The sequence below is a fragment of the Conexibacter stalactiti genome (assembly GCF_033542075.1).
Lineage (GTDB): Bacteria > Actinomycetota > Thermoleophilia > Solirubrobacterales > Solirubrobacteraceae > Conexibacter > Conexibacter stalactiti.
Map to the genome: position 1 here is coordinate 16,368 of NZ_JAWSTH010000005.1, position 16,420 is coordinate 32,787.

Genomic DNA, 16,420 nt, shown 5'->3' on the forward strand with positions numbered 1-16,420 from the left:
TAGCAATCGATAGGCCACTGGCGGCCGATCTCACGGACAGGAGCCATACGGGATGCGACGACTCGGGACCAGCAGGATGCGCGGCGGCGCCGTTGCCGGCGTGCTCGCGAGCCTCGCGATCGCCGGTTGCGGCGGCTCGTCGAGCGGTGGCGGCGGCGCCGGCACGGCCGGCGGTGCGGGCGGGGACGGCGCGAGCGGCGGCGAACTGGTCGTCACGGCCCCCGCGGCGAGCGGCCCCGTCGACGCCGTCACCTGGAACCTGCCGTACGGCGAGCCGAGCTCGCTCGACTACGCGAAGGCGTACAACTACTCCGAGAACACCGTCCTCGGCAACGTCTGCGAGAGCCTGCTGGTGCTCGCCCCGGACTTCACTCTGAGACCTGGGCTGGCGACGAGTTTCAGCAATCCGAGACCGGACACGTGGGTCTACGAGATCCGCGACGGCGTCAGATTCTGGAACGGCAAGGAGCTGACCGCCGACGACGTCGTCGCCTCGCTCAGACGCCACCTCGACCCGGCCGTCGGATCGCTCTACACGCTGCCGTGGGGCGAGCAGATCAGATCGGTCAGGAGAACCGGGCCGCTCGAGGTCACGGTGACGACGAAGTTCCCGACGATCGTCGTCAACGAGATGATGGTGACGAGCCTCGGCTCGGTCGCCGACCCGGAGTACGTCGCGCAGAGAGGCAGAAGCTACGGAACGCCGCAGGGCGGCGTGATGTGCACCGGCCCCTACGAGCTCGACGAGTGGCGCTCGGGCCAGCAGATCACTCTCACGAGAAACGACGACTACTGGGGGGAGGCGCCGCTCAACTCGACGGTCACCTTCCAATTCCTGACCGACTCGACGACGCTCACCAGCGCGCTGCTGAGCGGTGAGGTCGACGGCACCTACGAGGCGCCGGTCTCGGCGACCGGCCAGCTGCGCACGGCGCCGGGCGTCGCGCTCTACCAGGGCCAGTCGACCCAGACCTTCAACCTGCTGCCGACCGGCACGCCGGCGCTGAGAGATCCGCGCCTGCGCAGAGCGCTGTCGCTGGCGATCGACCGCGAGGCGCTCGCGCAGACCGTCTTCGACGGCACCGCCGAGCCGCTCAAGACCGCGCTGCTGCTCCCGATCGACACGTTCTGGGGCAGAGCCGAGTTCACCAGAGCGCTCGCCGAGCTGCCCGACCTCAGAGCCGACCTCGACGCGGCGAGAGCGCTGGTCCAGGAGGCCGGCGCGCCGTCGCAGCCGATCAAGCTCGGCGTGCAGGCCGGCGACGCCGCCTCGCTCCAGATCGCCAACGCGATCGTCGACGCCGGCCGCAAGATCGGCCTGCCGATCGAGACCAAGCAGTTCCAGCCGGCGCAGTTCGTCGCGCTCTTCTTCGACCCCGAGGCGCGCAAGGCGATCGACCTGATGGAGACGACCAACTACGCCGACATCCCCGACCCACTGGAGTTCTTCGAGCTGTCGGTGATGCCCGGGTCAGTGCAGAACATGGGCTACGACAACCCGGCCGTGACGAGAGCGATCGAGGCCGCCCGCGGCGAGCAGGACGAGAGCAGACGCGCCCAGTACGTGATCGACGCGGTCAGAGCGACGCTCGACGACCTGCCGGTGATCCCGCTGCTCTACCTGCACGAGCGGCTCGCGCTGTCGAAGCGACTGGGCGGCGCGCCGGCTCGCTTCCCCGCTCAGTACCACCCCTGGGCGGCGGCGATCGGAGCGGCGGGCCAGTGAGCCGAGCGGGCTCCGCACTGCTGGGGACGGCGCGCTTCCTCGCGCGCCGTCTGCCCGGCGTCGTGCTCACGCTGCTGATCTCGACCTTCGTGATCTACTCGGCGCTCGACCTCGCGCCCGGCAGCCCGCTGAGAGCGCTCACCGGCGGCCGCGCGGTCACGCCCGAGACGGCGCAGGCGCTGACCGAGCAGTACCACCTCGACGACCCCTTCCTCGTCCGCTACGTGGACTGGCTCGGCGGCGTCGTGACCGGCGACTTCGGCAGCTCGTATGTCGCCAAGGGGCAGCCGGTCGGCTCATTGATCGTCGACCGTCTGCCGACGACGCTGTGGCTGCTGGCCTTCTCGGCGCTGCTGATCGTGGTGATCGGGGTCGGCCTCGGCACCTTCGCTGCGCTGCGCGGCCGGCGCACGCAGGCGGCGGTCGCGGGCGTCACCGCCGTCGGCATGGGCGTGCCGTCGTTCGTCGCCGCCTCGGTGCTGATCTCCTACTTCGCCGTCCAGCTCGGCTGGTTTCCGGTCTTCGGGCCGGGCAGCGGCTTCACCGACCGCATCTGGCACCTGACTCTGCCGGCGATCGCGCTCGCGCTCGCCTCGCTCGCCTACGTCGCGCAGGTCTCGCGCGCGGCGGTCGCGACCGAGCTGCGGCGCGACCACGTCACGACCGCGGTCGCGCGCGGCTTCCCGCGCGGTCAGGTCGTCCGCCGCCACGTGCTGCGCAACGCGGCGATCCCGATCGCGACCGTCTCCGGCGTCACGATCGCGTACCTGATCACCGGCACCGCGATCGTCGAGCAGGCGTTCCAGCTCAACGGCCTCGGCTCACTGCTGATCCAGTCGGTGACGACGAGCGACCTGCCGACCGTGCAGGGCGTCTGCCTCGTCGTCGTGCTCGCCTTCCTGCTCGTCAACGTGCTCGTCGACGCGCTCTACGGGCTGCTCGACCCGCGGGTGGGCAAGCGATGAGCGACCGCGTCCTCGCCGCGCCGCTGAGCGCCTTCGTGCGCCGTCGCGCGGCCCGCCGCGCCGGCGCCGCCGGCGCTGCCTCCCGCCCGCCGTACGTGCTGCTGGCGATCGTCGCCGCGCTCGTGGTCGTCGCGCTCGCCGGCCCCTGGCTGGCGCCGCAGGATCCCGACAGCGTCGATCTGCTGGCGGCGCTGCAGCCGCCGTCGAGCGCCCATCTGCTGGGCACCGACGGCTCCGGCCGCGACATCCTCTCGCGGCTGCTGACCGGCGCCCGCAGCTCGCTGCTGGCGCCGCTGGTCGTGACCGTCGTCGCGACGCTGCTCGGCAGCGTGCTGGCGATCGTCGGCGCGTGGCGCGGCGGCTGGGTCGACGGCGTCGTCGCGCGCCTGCTCGACGTGCTGTTCTCGTTCCCCGGGCTGCTGCTGGCGATCCTCGCCGCGGCCGTCTTCGGCACCGGCCTGACCGCGCCGGTGATCGCGCTCTGCATCTCCTACGTCCCGTACGTCGCGCGGATCGTGCGCAGCGCCGCGGTGCGCGAGCGGGCGCTGCCGTACGTCTCAGCGCTGGAGCTGCAGGGGCTGGCGGGCTTCGCGATCTGCGCCCGTCACCTCGTCCCCAACGTCGCGACGACGATCGGGGCGCAGGCGGCGATCACCTTCGGCTACGCGATGGTCGACCTCGCCGCGATCAACTTCCTCGGCCTCGGGCTGGAGTCGACCTCCTCCGACTGGGGCGTGATGGTCGCCGCCGGGCAGAGCTCGATCCTGCGCGGCCGGCCGGAGGAGGCGCTGTTCGCCGGCGTCGCGATCGTGATCGCCGTCGTCACCGTCAACCTGCTCGCGCAACGGCTGGAGCGCGGCGCTGTCCTGGAGTCGCCGCGATGAGCCTGCTGTCGCTGAGAGAGCTGACGATCACGCTGCCGACGCCGGTCGGGCCTCGCCCGGTCGTGCGCGACGTCAGCTTCGAGCTGGCCGCGCACGAGGCGGTTGCGCTGGTCGGCGAGTCGGGCTCGGGCAAGTCGATGACGGTCCGCTCGCTGCTGCGGCTGCTGCCGCAGGGCGCGCAGGTCAGCGGCGAGATCCGCTACGACGGCGCCGAGGTGATGGCGATGTCGGGGCGGGAGCTGCGCGCCCTGCGCGGCGGCCGCGTCGGGATGGTCTTCCAGGATCCCCGCGCGGCGGTCAACCCGGTCCGCACGATCGGCGACTTCCTGACCGAGCGGCTCGGCCGCGGCGCCGGCGCGCGCGCTCGCGCGCAGGCGCTGCTGGAGGAGGTCGGCGTGCCGCAGGCGGCGCGGCGGCTGCGGCAGTATCCGCACGAGCTGTCGGGCGGCCTGCTGCAGCGGGCGATGATCGCCTCGGTGCTGGCCGCCGAGCCGGAGCTGATCCTCGCCGACGAGCCGACGACCGCGCTCGACGTCACCACGCAGGCCGAGGTGATGGCGCTGCTCGACGAGCTGCGGCGCGAGCGCGGCCTGGCGCTGCTGCTGATCACCCACGACCTCGAGCTGGCGGCGGCCGTCTGCAGCCGCACGCTGGTGATGTACGCCGGCGGCCTCGTCGAGGACTGCCCGTCGCGGCGGCTGCACGAGCGGCCGCTGCACCCCTACAGCGCGGCGCTCGGCGCCAGCCGCCCGGACGTCGCGGTGCGGCGCGAGCTGCTGCCGGCGATCCCGGGCCGGCCGGTCTCGGCGCTGGAGGCGCCGCCCGGCTGCGCCTTCGCGCCGCGCTGCGCCTTCGCGCAGGACCGCTGCCGCGAGCAGCGCCCGCCGCTGCGGCCGCTGGGAGACGATCGCGTCGCGTGCGTGCGCGCGGAGGAGCTGACGCTGCATGGCTGAGATCGATCCCGCCGCGCCCGGCGCCGCGGCCGCCGCCCCGCTCGTGGAGGTGACCGAGCTGCGGCGCGTCTTCCCGGCGCGCGACGGCCACCCCGAGCTGATCGCCGTCGACGGCGTCTCCTTCACGCTGCACGCCGGCCAGGCGCTCGCGCTCGTCGGCGAGTCCGGCTCGGGCAAGACGACGACGGCGCGCTGCGTCGTCGGCCTCGACGCTCCGGACGGCGGCGAGGTGAGCGTCTGCGGCAGCCGCCGAGACCTGCGCCGCGCCCGCCGCGCCGATCGCCGCCGCTGGGCGCGCGAGACGCAGATGGTCTTCCAGGACCCGTACGGCTCGCTCGACCCGCGCCAGACGGTCCGCGAGGGTCTCGCCGAGCTGGTCGCCTTCCACGACGCCGGGAGCGACCGCGGCGCCGGTCGAGCCGGTCGAGCCGCGCGCGTCGAGGAGCTGCTCGGGCTCGTGCAGCTCGACGAGCGCCATGGCGCCTCGCGGCCGAGCGCGCTCTCAGGCGGTCAGCGCCAGCGCGTCGCGATCGCCCGCGCGCTCGTCGCCAGACCGCGCCTGCTGGTGCTCGACGAGGCGGTCGCCGCGCTCGACGTCTCCGTGCAGGCGCAGGTGCTCAACCTGCTCAACGCGATCCGCGCCGAGACCGGCGTCGGCCTGCTGCTGCTGACCCACGACCTCGCCGTCGTGCGCCAGATCACCGACGACGTGCTCGTGATGAGCGGGGGCCGGATCGTCGAGCGCGGCGCCGTCGCGCAGGTGCTCGACGACCCGCAGGACCCGTACACCCGGCGGCTGATCGCCTCCGTGCCGCGACCGGGATGGAGACCGGTTCGCGCGGCCGCCCGCCCCCTCGACCAGGAGACCCCATGAGCATCGACCAGATCGCGGCGATCGACCGCGAGCATTCGACGCCGTTCGTTCCCACGTGGGCACCGGAGGATGTCGGGCCGGAGGGCTTCAGGGAGGTCGAGCGGCGCTGCTTCGCCTCCGCCGACGGCGCGCTCTTCGGCGGCCTGTGGGAGGGGGAGCCGGGCACGTTGCGGGTGCAGCCGTATCCGTACGACGAGATCTGCGTGATCCTCTCCGGCCGCGTCGCGCTCGTCGACGAGCAGGGTGGCCGGCGCGAGTTCGGCGCCGGCGACGCCTTCTTCGTGCCGCGCTCCTTCTCGGGCACCTGGGAGACGCTCGAGCCGAGCGAGAAGATCTTCGTCGGCTATGACCCGCGCGGGGAGGGCGCGTGAGTCCGCTCGGCTCGCCGAGCGAGGCCGGTGCGCTCGCTCCCGAGATCGCGTGGTCGCCGCCGGGCTGGCCGGCCGAGCGTCCCAGCGGCGGCGGCGCGGTCGAGGCGTGGTGCTACACCGACCGCTTCTCCTACGCTCCCGGCGAGCAGGTGCAGGTCCACGTGCTCGCGACCGCGCCGACGTACGACCTGATCGTCACGCGCGACGGCGCGGAGCCGGAGGTCGTGTGGGAGCGCAGCGGGCTCGCGGGGGTCGACGCGCCGACCCCCGCCGAAGCCTACGCCGCCGGTTGCGGCTGGCCGGTCGGCGTCAGCTTCGAGATTCCCTCCGACTGGCCGTCGGGCTTCCACCTGCTGACGATCGCCGTCGACCTGCCGGACGGCTCGCGCTGGGAGCGCGAGCACTTCTTCGTCGTGCTCGCCCCCGCGCCGGCGAGCCCGTTCGTGCTCGTCCACGCGACCTCGACGCTGCTCGCCTACAACGACTGGGGCGGCGCCAACCACTACCGCGGCCTCAGCGACGACCCGCGCGTCGACGTCGGCTCGCCGCTCTCGGCGGTGCGGCGCCCGATCGCGCGCGGGATGCTGCGCAAGCCGGCGAGCGCTCCGCGCGAGGCGAACCGCTTCACCCCGCCGATCGGCTTCACGCCCACCTACCCGCCGTACGAGTGGGCGCGGCTGCACGGCTACGGCCGCCACCACGCCGACGCCGGCTGGGCGACCTACGAGGGTCCGTTCACGCGCTGGGCGCAGCAGCATGGCTACGCGGTCGACCACCTCACCCAGCACGACCTGCACGAACGTCCCGACGCGCTCGACGGCTACGCCTGCGCGCTGTTCGTCGGCCACGACGAGTACTGGTCGTGGGAGATGCGCGACGCCGTCGACCGCTTCGTCGACGGCGGCGGCAACGTCGCGCGCTTCGGCGGCAACTTCATCTGGCAGGTGCGGCTGGAGGACGACGGCGCCACGCAGGCCTGCTACCGGCTGCCGTCGCTCGACCCCGCCGCGGCGGAGACGCCGCGGCTGGCGACGACGATCTGGGACGCCCGCAGCGTCGGCCGCCCAGGCGCCGCGACGCTCGGCCTCAGCGGCACCGCTGGCTGCTACAACCGCTACGGTGCCGCCGCGCCGCGCTCCTCCGGCGGCTACACCGTCTACCGTCCCGGCCACTGGCTGTTCGCGGGGACCGACCTGCGCTACGGCGACCAGCTCGGCGCGCTGCCGGTCGGGATCGCGACCTTCGAGCTCGACGGCGTCGAGTTCACCTTCCGCAAGGGGCTGCCGTACCCGACGCACGAGGACGGCGCGCCGGAGGGCCTGGAGATCCTCGCGATGTGCCCGGCGACCGCCGGCGAGCGCGACACGTGGGCAGGCACCGTCCCGCTGAGCGCGAACGTGAAGGAGCTCGACGAGCTCTACGAGGGCCTCGGCGACGACCTGCCCGACTACCTGCGCGACCACGAGTACGGGGCCGGCATGCTCGCCTGCTTCGAGCGCGGCGGCACCGTCGTCAACACCGGCGCGACCGAGTGGGTCGTCGGCCTGATCGAGCGCGATCCGTTCGTCGAGCGGATCACCCACAACGTGCTGCGGAGACTGGGAGGACTGGCATGAGCATAAAGGCGGAGAGCGCCTGGGCGCCGCGCGGCTGGCCGGCCGAGCGGGCCTCAGCGGCCCCCGGGCCCGACGGCCGCGTCGAGGCGTACTGCTACACCGACCGCTTCTCCTACGCGCCCGGCGAGCGCGTCGACCTGCATGTCCACGCGACCGCCGCGACCTACGACGTCGCGGTGATCCGCGACGGTCTGCAGCCCGAGCGCGTGTGGGCGCGCAGCGGCCTGCCCGGTGCCGCGCACCCGACGCCGGAGAACGCGTACGCGGTCGGCTGCGGCTGGCCGGTCGCGCTGTCGATCGAGATCGGCGCCGACTGGCACAGCGGGTTCTACCTCGTCGTGATCGGCGCCGAGCAGCCCGACGGGGAGCGCTGGGAGCGCGAGCACTTCTTCGTCGTGCGCTCGGCGGCGCCCGGCCGTGACACTCCCTATGCGCTGGTCGTGACGACCAGCACGCTGCTGGCGTACAACGACTGGGGCGGCGCCAACCACTACCGCGGGATCGGCGACGACCCGCGCGAGGAGATCTCGACGCCGCTCTCGCACCTCCACCGGCCGATTTCGCGCGGGCACCTGCGCAAGCCGGCCGGCGCCCCGCGCGAGGGCAACCGCGACAACCCGCCGATCGGCTTCACGCCGCGCTACCCGGCGTACGAGTGGGCGCGCCTGCACGGCTACGGCCGCCACCACGCCGACGCCGGCTGGGCGACCTACGAGCGGCCGTTCGTCGTCTGGGGCGAGCAGCACGGCTACAGCTTCGACCTGTTGACCCAGCACGATCTCGACGAGCGTCCCGACGCGCTCGACGGCTACCGCTGCGCGGTGATCGTCGGCCACGACGAGTACTGGTCGTGGAAGATGCGCGACACGCTCGACGCCTTCGTCGACGGCGGCGGCAACGTCGCCCGCTTCGCCGGCAACTACGAGTGGCAGGTGCGGTTGGAGGAGGGCGGAACGCGCCAGGCCTGCTACCGCCTGCCGAAGCTCGACCCGGTCGCCGCCGAGACGCCTCACCTCGCGACGACGCTGTGGGAGGCGAAGTGCGTCGACCGGCCGGGCGCGACGACGATGGGCCTGAACGGCTCGGGCGGGATCTACAACCGCTACGGCGCCGCGACGCCGCGCTCCAGCGGCGGCTTCACCGTCTACCGGCACGATCACGGGGCCTTCGAAGGGGCCGACCTCTTCTATGGCGACGTGCTCGGCGCGCTGCCGGTCGGATTGGCCGCGTTCGAGGTCGACTCGGTCGAGTTCACCTTCCACCGCGGCATGCCGTACCCGACCTACGAGGACGGCGCACCCGAGAACCTGGAGATCCTCGCGCTCTGCCCGGCGGTGCTCGGCGAGGTCGACCGCTGGGGCGGCAGCGCGCCGCTCGGCGCCAACATGGAGGAGTTCACCGCCACGATCGCCGGCCTCGGCGACGACGCGCCCGAGCGGCTCGTCGACCGCGTCACCGGCGCCGGCATGATCGCCTGCTTCCAACGCGGCGGAACCGTCTTCAACGGCGGGACGACCGAGTGGGTCGTCGGGCTGACGATGGCCGACCCGTTCACCGAGCGGATCACGCACAACGTGCTGCGGCGGCTCGGCGCGCACGAGGACGCGGGCGCGTGAGCGGCTACGAGCCGCTCGACCTGCGTGCCGTCGCCGACGGCACGATCGAGCTGCTGCCGAACGCCGACGCCCCGTGGGGCGAGCAGCGCTTCCACGGGCTGCCGTTCCGGATCGACGGCCTCGTCCGCTTCGGCGGCCCCGAGCGCCGCGCGGTGGCGCTGCCGATCGCGCGCCGGGCGGAGTGGGTCGTCGTCGCCCACGCGCTGCTGCAGAGTCGCCTGTTCGACGGCGGCGCCGCCGGCGCGGAGATCGCCGACTACCGCTTCCGCTACGCCGACGGGCACGTCGAGACCGTGCCGATCCGTGAGCGCTTCGAGATCGGCGTGACCGCGCGCGACTGGCCCGGCCGGCCGCTGCCGCTGGACTGGGGCCAGTATCCGTTCCTCGCCGTGCCCGACAACGAGCAGCAGCTGCTGCCGCGCGTCAGCGGCCGCTTCGATCAGGCCGGCGCGCGGCTGGCCGAGCTCGACGACCCGCAGACGCGCGAGCCGTACGTGCTGCCGTACGCCTACTTCCTGTGGGCGTGGCGCAACCCGCGCCCGCAGGTCGAGCTGACGGCGCTGGAGATCGTCCCGCGCGACGACGCCCCGCCCGCGGTCGTCGCCGGCGTGACGGTGTCGCAGCTGGCCGAGCGGCCGCTCGGCCGCGAGGTCGCGCGCGAGCTGCTGATCGACCTGGCCAAGCCCGTCGCGCCGGCGGAGGTCGAGCGCTTCACGCTGCAGGTCGACCGCGGCACGGCGACCCATCCGTTCCGCCGGGTGCTCCCCGCCGGCGATGATCCGGTCACCGCCGTCGGCGGCTTCGGTGCGCCGCTTCCGGCCGAGGTCACCGCGTTGTACGCGCGCGTCGGCGCGAGCCCGTCGGCGACCGTCGCGCTGCTGCGCGACGGCGACGTCGTCGCGCGCGCCGGCTGGGGCGAGCTGACCGCGGCCGGGACGCTCGACGGCGGCGGCGCCCGCTTCACCCTGCCCGACCCGCGCAGAGCGTGGGTGCGGATCCGCGTCGTCGACGACACGACCGGCGCGCCGGCCGCCTGCCGGCTGCACCTGCGCAGCGGCGACGGCGTGCCGATCGCCCCCTATGGCCACCACGCCCACGTCAACGGCGACATGGGCACCTGGAACCTCGACGTCGGTGGCGACCTGCGGCTCGGCGCGCGCAGCTACGCGTACGTCGACGGAAGCTGCGAAGGCTGGCTGCCCGTCGGGGAGCTGCACGTCGAGGCGGCGGCCGGCTTCGAGGTCGCCCCGCTGCGCGAGACGGTCACGATCGCGCCGGGCCGGCGCGAGCTGGTGCTGCGCCTGCGGCGGATCGCCGATCTGCGCGCCGAAGGGGTGCTCGCGGGCGACACGCACGTGCACTTCCTCTCGACGCAAGGCGCGCTGCGTGAGGGCGCGGGGGAGGGGCTTGCGGTCGTCAACCTGCTGCAGAGCCAGTGGTCGCATCTGTTCACGAGCACGGAGGAGTTCACCGGCGCGCCGCTCGCCGCACGCGACGGTCGCACCGTCGCCTTCGCCGCGCAGGAGAACCGGCAGAACGTGCTCGGCCACATCTCCCTGCTGGGCCTGCGCGAACCGATCATGCCGTGGTGCACCGGCGGGGCGGAGGAGGCCGAGCTGGGCGGCGGGCTGGAGACGACGCTGTCGCACTGGGCCGACGAGTGCCACGAGCAGGGCGGAACGGTCGTGCTGGCCCATTTCCCGTGTCCGTACGGAGAGGCGCCGGCGCTGGTCGCCACCGGCCGCGTGGACGCGGTCGAGGCGATCGCCTGGGATCCCTACAACCTCGGCGAGTGGTACCGCTACCTGAACGCCGGCTACCGCCTGCCGCTTGCCGGCGGCAGCGACAAGATGACCGCCGAGGCACCGGTCGGCGTGATGCGCACGTACGTCCGGCTGCCGGCGGACGAGGCAGCCGGCGCCGTCGCGGCCGGCGGCGCGGGCGCGGGCGCGCGAACGGACGCGGCACGGGAGTTCGAGCGCTGGTGCGCGGGCCTGCGCGCCGGGGCCTCGTATGCGACGAGCGGTCCGCTGCTGTCGCTGACCGTCGACGGCGAGCCGGTCGGCGCGACGCTGCTGCACGCGGGTGAGCAGGTCGAGGTCGAGGCGCGGATGCGCTCGATCGTCCCGCTGCGGACGCTCGAGATCGTCGCCGGCGGCGAGGTCGTCGCGATGCGGCGCGCCGAGACGGCGACCGACGAGCTGGTGCTCGCGGCCACCGTGCGCGTCGAGCAGGACACCTGGATCGCCGCGCGCTGCGGGATCGGCGACGGGCTCCTCCACCACGACACCTGGCAGCGCCCGGTCGGCGCCCACACCTCACCCGTCTACGTCGCCCGTGGCGACGCCTACGCACGCAACGACCTCGCCGCGCTGGCGCACATGCGCGCGCTCGTCGAGGGGTGCTTGGCCTACATCCGCGACCGCGCTCCGCTGGGCGCGCCGGGCCGCCTGTCTCACCGCCACGGCGAGCCGGACCACCTCGCCTACCTGACCCGCCCCCTGCATCAAGCGCTCGCGGCGCTCGACGACCGAACGATGCAGCGTTGACGTGACCTCAGACCCACTGAGGCGGCCGTGACCCGCCGTCCGTCTCGGTGCGAGGCCGGCGATCGCGACAGCTGTCGCCTCTTTCTGGATCTGCGTTCACCCCCCGGTGGTTCCCTGGCGCCTGCAACCTCGAAGTCCGCCTCCCCCCAAAACGACGAAACCCCCGCACATGCGGGGGTTCGTGTGAATGGAGAGAACCGGGCGGCGTACAAACCGCCCCGTGTTCGCCGTGAGCCGTCTTGATCTGCGCGCTGAGCCTTTCCGGTCGACGCATGAGTAGCAGCATTAGTCGGGTGCTTCGCGGTTGCCGCATGACAGACAAGTGATGCCGTTCCAGGGCCCGTGAGAGCCGCAGCGCGAGCAGAGAAAGCTAGGGTCGGAGCCGATGATCCCTCCGGTCTGGCCGTCGGCAACCGAGATCGCGTGCTTCGTGCCAGAGACGGGGGCCCAGCGGTCTGGATCGAGCACGAGATCCAGGAGTGGGTGCAGTCGGCGTGCCGACGTTCCGGTGACCTCGGGCAACTCGGTGTCGAGTTGCTTTCCAGCTGCAATAAGAGCCGCTTGGTCGAGAACGGGATCGGCGTTTGCCAGGACGACCTCGACCGCCTTCTCGATCGCTTGTCTTGTGGCGAAGCGAGCTGCTGCGGCCCGAATAGAAGGCGCGCGCTCTTGTGCGGTCGTCAGGATCAAGCTGATGGCAGGAGTTGCGGGTGCGAGCCTCTTCCCCTTCCCGCTGTTGCACGGGCCGCAGCTTGGAACGAGGTTCTCAAGTGCATTGAGATCGTAATTCTCGCCCAACGCGTGAAGGGTCAGTGCGTCTCTGAGATCCTGCCCTTGCAAGGACTTTGGGATGACGTGTTCCACTTCCATCTCACTGAAGAAGATCGGACGACGGCACCACGCGCATTGCTCGCTCCAAGCCAGAAAGAGCGCGAGACGCTCCATACGCCTCAGCCCAGGCATCGATGCCACACTTTCCGTTGGAGTCGCACGGGTTCAGTTGTCGCCGCTTCAGCGGGCGGGTGGCGGATCTCAACGAGGTTCAGAGCAGGGCCTTGTCGCATGATCGAGGTAGCTATCAACCACGTCGGCTACGGTGCCTACGAGTTCATCGTGAAGGAGTTGCTGCTCGGAGGCGTCGAGGCGCATAGTGCGAGCCAGGTCCTCGGCGAGGTCCCTCGTGTGACGTTGCTGCGAGAGAAGCAGCGCGACGTCGCTCGGCAGCTTGGAAAAGTCGAATCTGATTCTCGGCACCGGCTCCATTCCGCTCCCTGACGGTTTCGGGTCGACAAACCGTATTGTAGACATCCGATCTCCTACGACGGAATCGGCGGAAGCGCATGGCTTGTCCCGCGATGGTGGCGTCAGTGCCCGACGAATCGACGTAGGGAAGGCCTGATGCGTCGTCCCTAGGACCTCGCCGATAGTCTGCGCGCATTGATTTCTCCGAGGGTGGGCCAATATGCGTCTCGGCACGACCCACGTTGCTGAGATGAGAGGTGGCTGTGTTTGAGTCCGGTTCTGAAGCCCATGACGACGGTCCCACTCTCGAATGGCTGCGAGCCGCGGTCCAAGACGCGCATGTCAGCTTCCTGATCGGCGCCGGAACGCCAAGCAGGCTCTTCTCGCCGCTCGGCGACATCGAGGAGGCGTTGACGGGGATCGAAGCCTCGGCCGGGTCTAGAAGCGCCCGAGAAATCGCCCGAGCATCAGTTCAGGCGATGTTCTTCGACACTGTGATCTCGCCAAACGTCGGGCTCACGTCCGGGGCGCCGGAGGCGATACCAGTCCTGCGCTCCTACGCCCGGTTCGGACAGGCACTCAATCGCTTGCTGCTTGCTCGGCGCAGTTCCCTTCTTGCAAAGCAGATCAGCTTGTTCACCACAAACGTCGATCTCGCTTTCGAGGTCTCCTTCGAACGGCTTGGAATCGCGTTGAATGACGGCTTCGCTGGTCGCTTCCGGCCGGTCTATGATCCCGGCGGCTTTGGCACAATGCGTCTTCGCTCCAGCCCTCGGTACGGGCATCGATCCGAAGTCCCGACATTCGATCTCTACAAGCTGCATGGGTCTGTCGGGTGGCAATGGGCGGCAACTGAATCGCCAACGCAGGAGATTGTTTTCGATCGTGACCTCGCCGACGTGCGGGCGGTGGCCGAGGCGCTTCGGCCCATTCGCAAGGATTTGATCCAGCTCAAAGATCCAGCGTCCCTTAACGCTGCAGAGATCGTTGAGGCCGCAAGCGCCCTCGAACCACCAAAGGACCTCGCAGCTTTCGTCAGAGCTTATGGGCGGCTGGTGATCGTGAACCCCGAAAAGACGAAGTTCGCCACAACCGTTCTGACCGAGACCTACTACGAACTGATTCGTCGGTTCGCGAACGAGATGGAACGCGAGAGTTCCGTTCTGTTCGTCCACGGGTTCTCGTTTCGTGATGAGCACCTTCGTAAGATTGTCGTTCGCGCAGCCCGCACGAATCCCACCCTCCAAGTCGTGATCTTCTGCTTCTCTCCGGCAGATCGCACAAAGTACGGCGACTTGATCCCCGACCTCGACGTGCCGAATCGCAATATCGGCTACGTGGTGCCCCCTGCCGGACAGTCCCTTGATCTGGACGGGTTGGTCGACCGTTTTCTCTTGCCGATGTCCAGTGAGTTGCCAGGGCGAGTAGACGTTGCGAATGCTGCATACGGCGCTGTGAGTGAGGACCCTCAAGGTGCTTGACAGCGACCTGCTGGAACTCGACGCGATCTTCCGTGTAGGAAGAGTCTCCGCCGTAGAGGGGCGCCGCGTAAAGGTCACCGTTGACAAGCTCAAGAACGGCTCGCACATGGTGTTCCGCGGTGCGATCGTGCGCAACGCTGGCGTCGGAGGCTACGTGAAGATCGTCAAGGGGTTCGTAGATCTGATCGCCAAGGTTGACGGCGAGTATGTCCACGAGGATCGCCTGAGAACGTCTACGGACTACCGCCGGAGCGTGGACAAGATCGCTCGGACCCTCGAGCTCAGCCTTGTCGGCTTCTTGCATGAGGGACGCTTCGAGCGAGGGGTACGCGAGCTTCCTCTCTTGGACAACGAGTGCTTCATCTTGAGCGAGGAAGAGTTCCGGCTGATCCATCAGTTCGCGCCACCGGAGGAGCCAACGTTTCGCGTCGGCGCCCTCGCAACGGAGCCCACCCAACCCGTCGACCTCGGGGTGGACGCGATCTTCGCCAGCCACATCGGTGTATTCGGCAATACTGGTAGCGGAAAGTCGTATACGGTCGCGAAGTTGTATCACGAGGTCTTCCAGCGTTTCGGAGACAAGCAGGGCTTTCTTGACCGCGCTCGGTTCGTGCTTGTCGACTTCAACGGTGAGTACGTCGACAGAGCACGCACCGACGAAGACGACCGCAGTAGCGAGATCATCACTGGCCCAAGCCTCAAGACGACATATGTCTTGAACACGCGGGTCCCTGATGGTGAAGATCGGCTTCCCTTCCCGGCCGAAGTTCTGGCAGATTCCGTCTTTTGGACCGTCCTCTTGGACGCGACCGAGAAGACGCAGGCGCCGTTCATCACACGGGTACTCAACAGCGACCGTTGGGAACGCCTGCTTGAAGACCCGAGAAAGCTCATGCGCGTGGTCGCTGACGTTGTGCTGCGTGCTACGAAGACTAGCGATCTGTCGGTTGATCGCCGCACCGCAGTTCAGGTGCTGCGAGAGATCGAAGGTTGTCTCGGAGATGCGGCGACTGTCGAACTCGCTCAAGTCATCTCGCGATTCGCGACCTGTCTGAAGTTCCACAGCCAGAACCGCACCTTCTACTGGCAGGAGCATGGACAGGCGACGTACGCCGACAATGTCGTCTGGGACGGCCTGATCACTAGTCCGATCGCTGGCCTTGGGCTCGACTTCAGCGGCATTGATGACATCGATCTCATCCGGTTCAAGTTGGTGCTGCAGTACTACGAGGACATCGTTAGCGGGTACGCCAACCGCGAGCATCTCAGCCCGCTGATCAAGCGTATGGACGCCCGAGTGCCAGACATCAAGAAGCTGGTGAAGGTCTCGAACGAGCCATTGCCTAGCACGCCTCTCACGGTCGTCTCCCTCCGCAGCGTCAATCTCGCGATGCGGAAGGTAGTTCCTATGTTGCTCTGCAAGCAACTCTACGACCAGAAGAAGGCGTCCGATCCGGCGGGGGAGCGCTACCTCAACCTCATTATTGACGAAGCGCACAACATCCTCTCGACTCAGTCCACGCGGGAGAGCGATGCTTGGCGCGACTATCGCCTTGAGACCTTTGAGGAGATCGTGAAGGAGGGACGGAAGTTCGGTGTGTTTCTCACCATCGCGAGCCAGCGGCCCCACGACATCTCAGAGACGATCATCTCTCAGCTTCACAACTACTTTCTGCATCGCCTTGTCAACAGCCTCGACATCAGAGCCATCGAAAAGGCAGTGGCGTACCTTGACGCGGTCTCTTTCGAGTCGATTCCGATCCTGGCGACTGGAACATGCGTCGTTGCTGGAGTGTCCGCGCAGGTCCCGGTCATCGCAAAGGTTGGACAACTTCCGAGACAGGCGGAGCCGAACAGCCGAACGATGAGCGTGTCGGCTGCTTGGACCAGTTCGGTCCTCGGCAACGCTGCAGCCGGTTGATTGCCGTTTGTCCCTTGCGCGTTAGGCCCCCGTCTGATCTTGTCTTCGCGTCTATTGGCGAAATAGTGGTCCGGACGGGCGTTGGTGCGCCCGCCCGGACCGGTTGCACCGAAGAGCAAGCTTCGGCGCACCGCACACCGTAGACCGTTCGGGTCTTCCGCTGGCGCGTTTCCCGTCGGTCGGGGCCGGGCGTTGTTGCTGCGGGGTGTTGTGTTCGGCTGC

At 69.9% G+C, this 16,420-nt stretch carries 13 protein-coding genes; 12 read left to right on the top strand and 1 reads right to left on the bottom strand.

Annotated features, from left to right (window positions below):
- The first annotated feature begins 52 nt into the window (after positions 1-52).
- From R7226_RS03560 to R7226_RS03600, 9 genes are read left to right on the top strand one after another with little or no spacing between them, the layout of a single operon-like run.
- Entirely contained in the window at positions 53-1,726 is a 1,674-nt protein-coding gene (locus R7226_RS03560; protein ID WP_318595659.1) for an ABC transporter substrate-binding protein, read from the top strand.
- Positions 1,723-2,691, top strand: coding sequence for an ABC transporter permease (locus tag R7226_RS03565; RefSeq protein ID WP_318595660.1), 969 nt, complete (start codon positions 1,723-1,725; stop codon positions 2,689-2,691). Before R7226_RS03560 ends, R7226_RS03565 begins: the two co-directional genes overlap by 4 nt.
- Positions 2,688-3,575, top strand: coding sequence for an ABC transporter permease (locus R7226_RS03570; protein ID WP_318595661.1), 888 nt, complete (start codon positions 2,688-2,690; stop codon positions 3,573-3,575). The genes R7226_RS03565 and R7226_RS03570 overlap by 4 nt, the downstream gene beginning before the upstream one ends.
- Positions 3,572-4,528: an ABC transporter ATP-binding protein gene (locus tag R7226_RS03575; protein ID WP_318595662.1), complete on the top strand. Its 957-nt coding sequence runs from the start codon at positions 3,572-3,574 to the stop codon at positions 4,526-4,528. Before R7226_RS03570 ends, R7226_RS03575 begins: the two co-directional genes overlap by 4 nt.
- Positions 4,521-5,402 (top strand): ABC transporter ATP-binding protein, encoded by an 882-nt coding sequence (locus tag R7226_RS03580; protein ID WP_318595663.1) that lies wholly within the window; start codon positions 4,521-4,523, stop codon positions 5,400-5,402. Before R7226_RS03575 ends, R7226_RS03580 begins: the two co-directional genes overlap by 8 nt.
- Positions 5,399-5,773 carry a cupin domain-containing protein gene (locus R7226_RS03585; protein WP_318595664.1) on the top strand — a complete coding sequence of 125 codons (375 nt, stop codon included), beginning with the start codon at positions 5,399-5,401 and terminating at the stop codon, positions 5,771-5,773. The genes R7226_RS03580 and R7226_RS03585 overlap by 4 nt, the downstream gene beginning before the upstream one ends.
- Entirely contained in the window at positions 5,770-7,389 is a 1,620-nt protein-coding gene (locus tag R7226_RS03590) for a N,N-dimethylformamidase beta subunit family domain-containing protein (protein WP_318595665.1), read from the top strand. Before R7226_RS03585 ends, R7226_RS03590 begins: the two co-directional genes overlap by 4 nt.
- Complete coding sequence (locus tag R7226_RS03595; RefSeq protein WP_318595666.1) at positions 7,386-9,005, top strand: N,N-dimethylformamidase beta subunit family domain-containing protein; 1,620 nt, start codon at positions 7,386-7,388, stop codon at positions 9,003-9,005. Before R7226_RS03590 ends, R7226_RS03595 begins: the two co-directional genes overlap by 4 nt.
- Positions 9,002-11,554 carry a CehA/McbA family metallohydrolase gene (locus R7226_RS03600; protein ID WP_318595667.1) on the top strand — a complete coding sequence of 851 codons (2,553 nt, stop codon included), beginning with the start codon at positions 9,002-9,004 and terminating at the stop codon, positions 11,552-11,554. The genes R7226_RS03595 and R7226_RS03600 overlap by 4 nt, the downstream gene beginning before the upstream one ends.
- Before the next feature lie 285 nt (positions 11,555-11,839).
- On the opposite strand, the gene R7226_RS03605 is transcribed toward R7226_RS03600, so the two are convergent.
- Positions 11,840-12,499, bottom strand: coding sequence for an HNH endonuclease (locus R7226_RS03605; protein WP_318595668.1), 660 nt, complete (start codon positions 12,497-12,499; stop codon positions 11,840-11,842).
- Positions 12,500-12,616: 117 nt separating this feature from the next.
- Between R7226_RS03605 and R7226_RS03610 the strand changes: the two genes are divergently transcribed.
- From R7226_RS03610 to R7226_RS03620, 3 genes are all read left to right on the top strand, one after another.
- The gene (locus tag R7226_RS03610) at positions 12,617-12,829 is read left to right on the top strand and encodes a hypothetical protein (RefSeq protein WP_318595669.1); all 213 of its coding nucleotides are present in this window, start codon (positions 12,617-12,619) and stop codon (positions 12,827-12,829) included.
- Between the two features lie 224 nt (positions 12,830-13,053).
- Positions 13,054-14,277: an SIR2 family protein gene (locus tag R7226_RS03615; protein ID WP_318595670.1), complete on the top strand. Its 1,224-nt coding sequence runs from the start codon at positions 13,054-13,056 to the stop codon at positions 14,275-14,277.
- The gene (locus tag R7226_RS03620) at positions 14,270-16,198 is read left to right on the top strand and encodes an ATP-binding protein (protein ID WP_318595671.1); all 1,929 of its coding nucleotides are present in this window, start codon (positions 14,270-14,272) and stop codon (positions 16,196-16,198) included. The genes R7226_RS03615 and R7226_RS03620 overlap by 8 nt, the downstream gene beginning before the upstream one ends.
- The last annotated feature ends 222 nt before the right edge of the window (positions 16,199-16,420 follow it).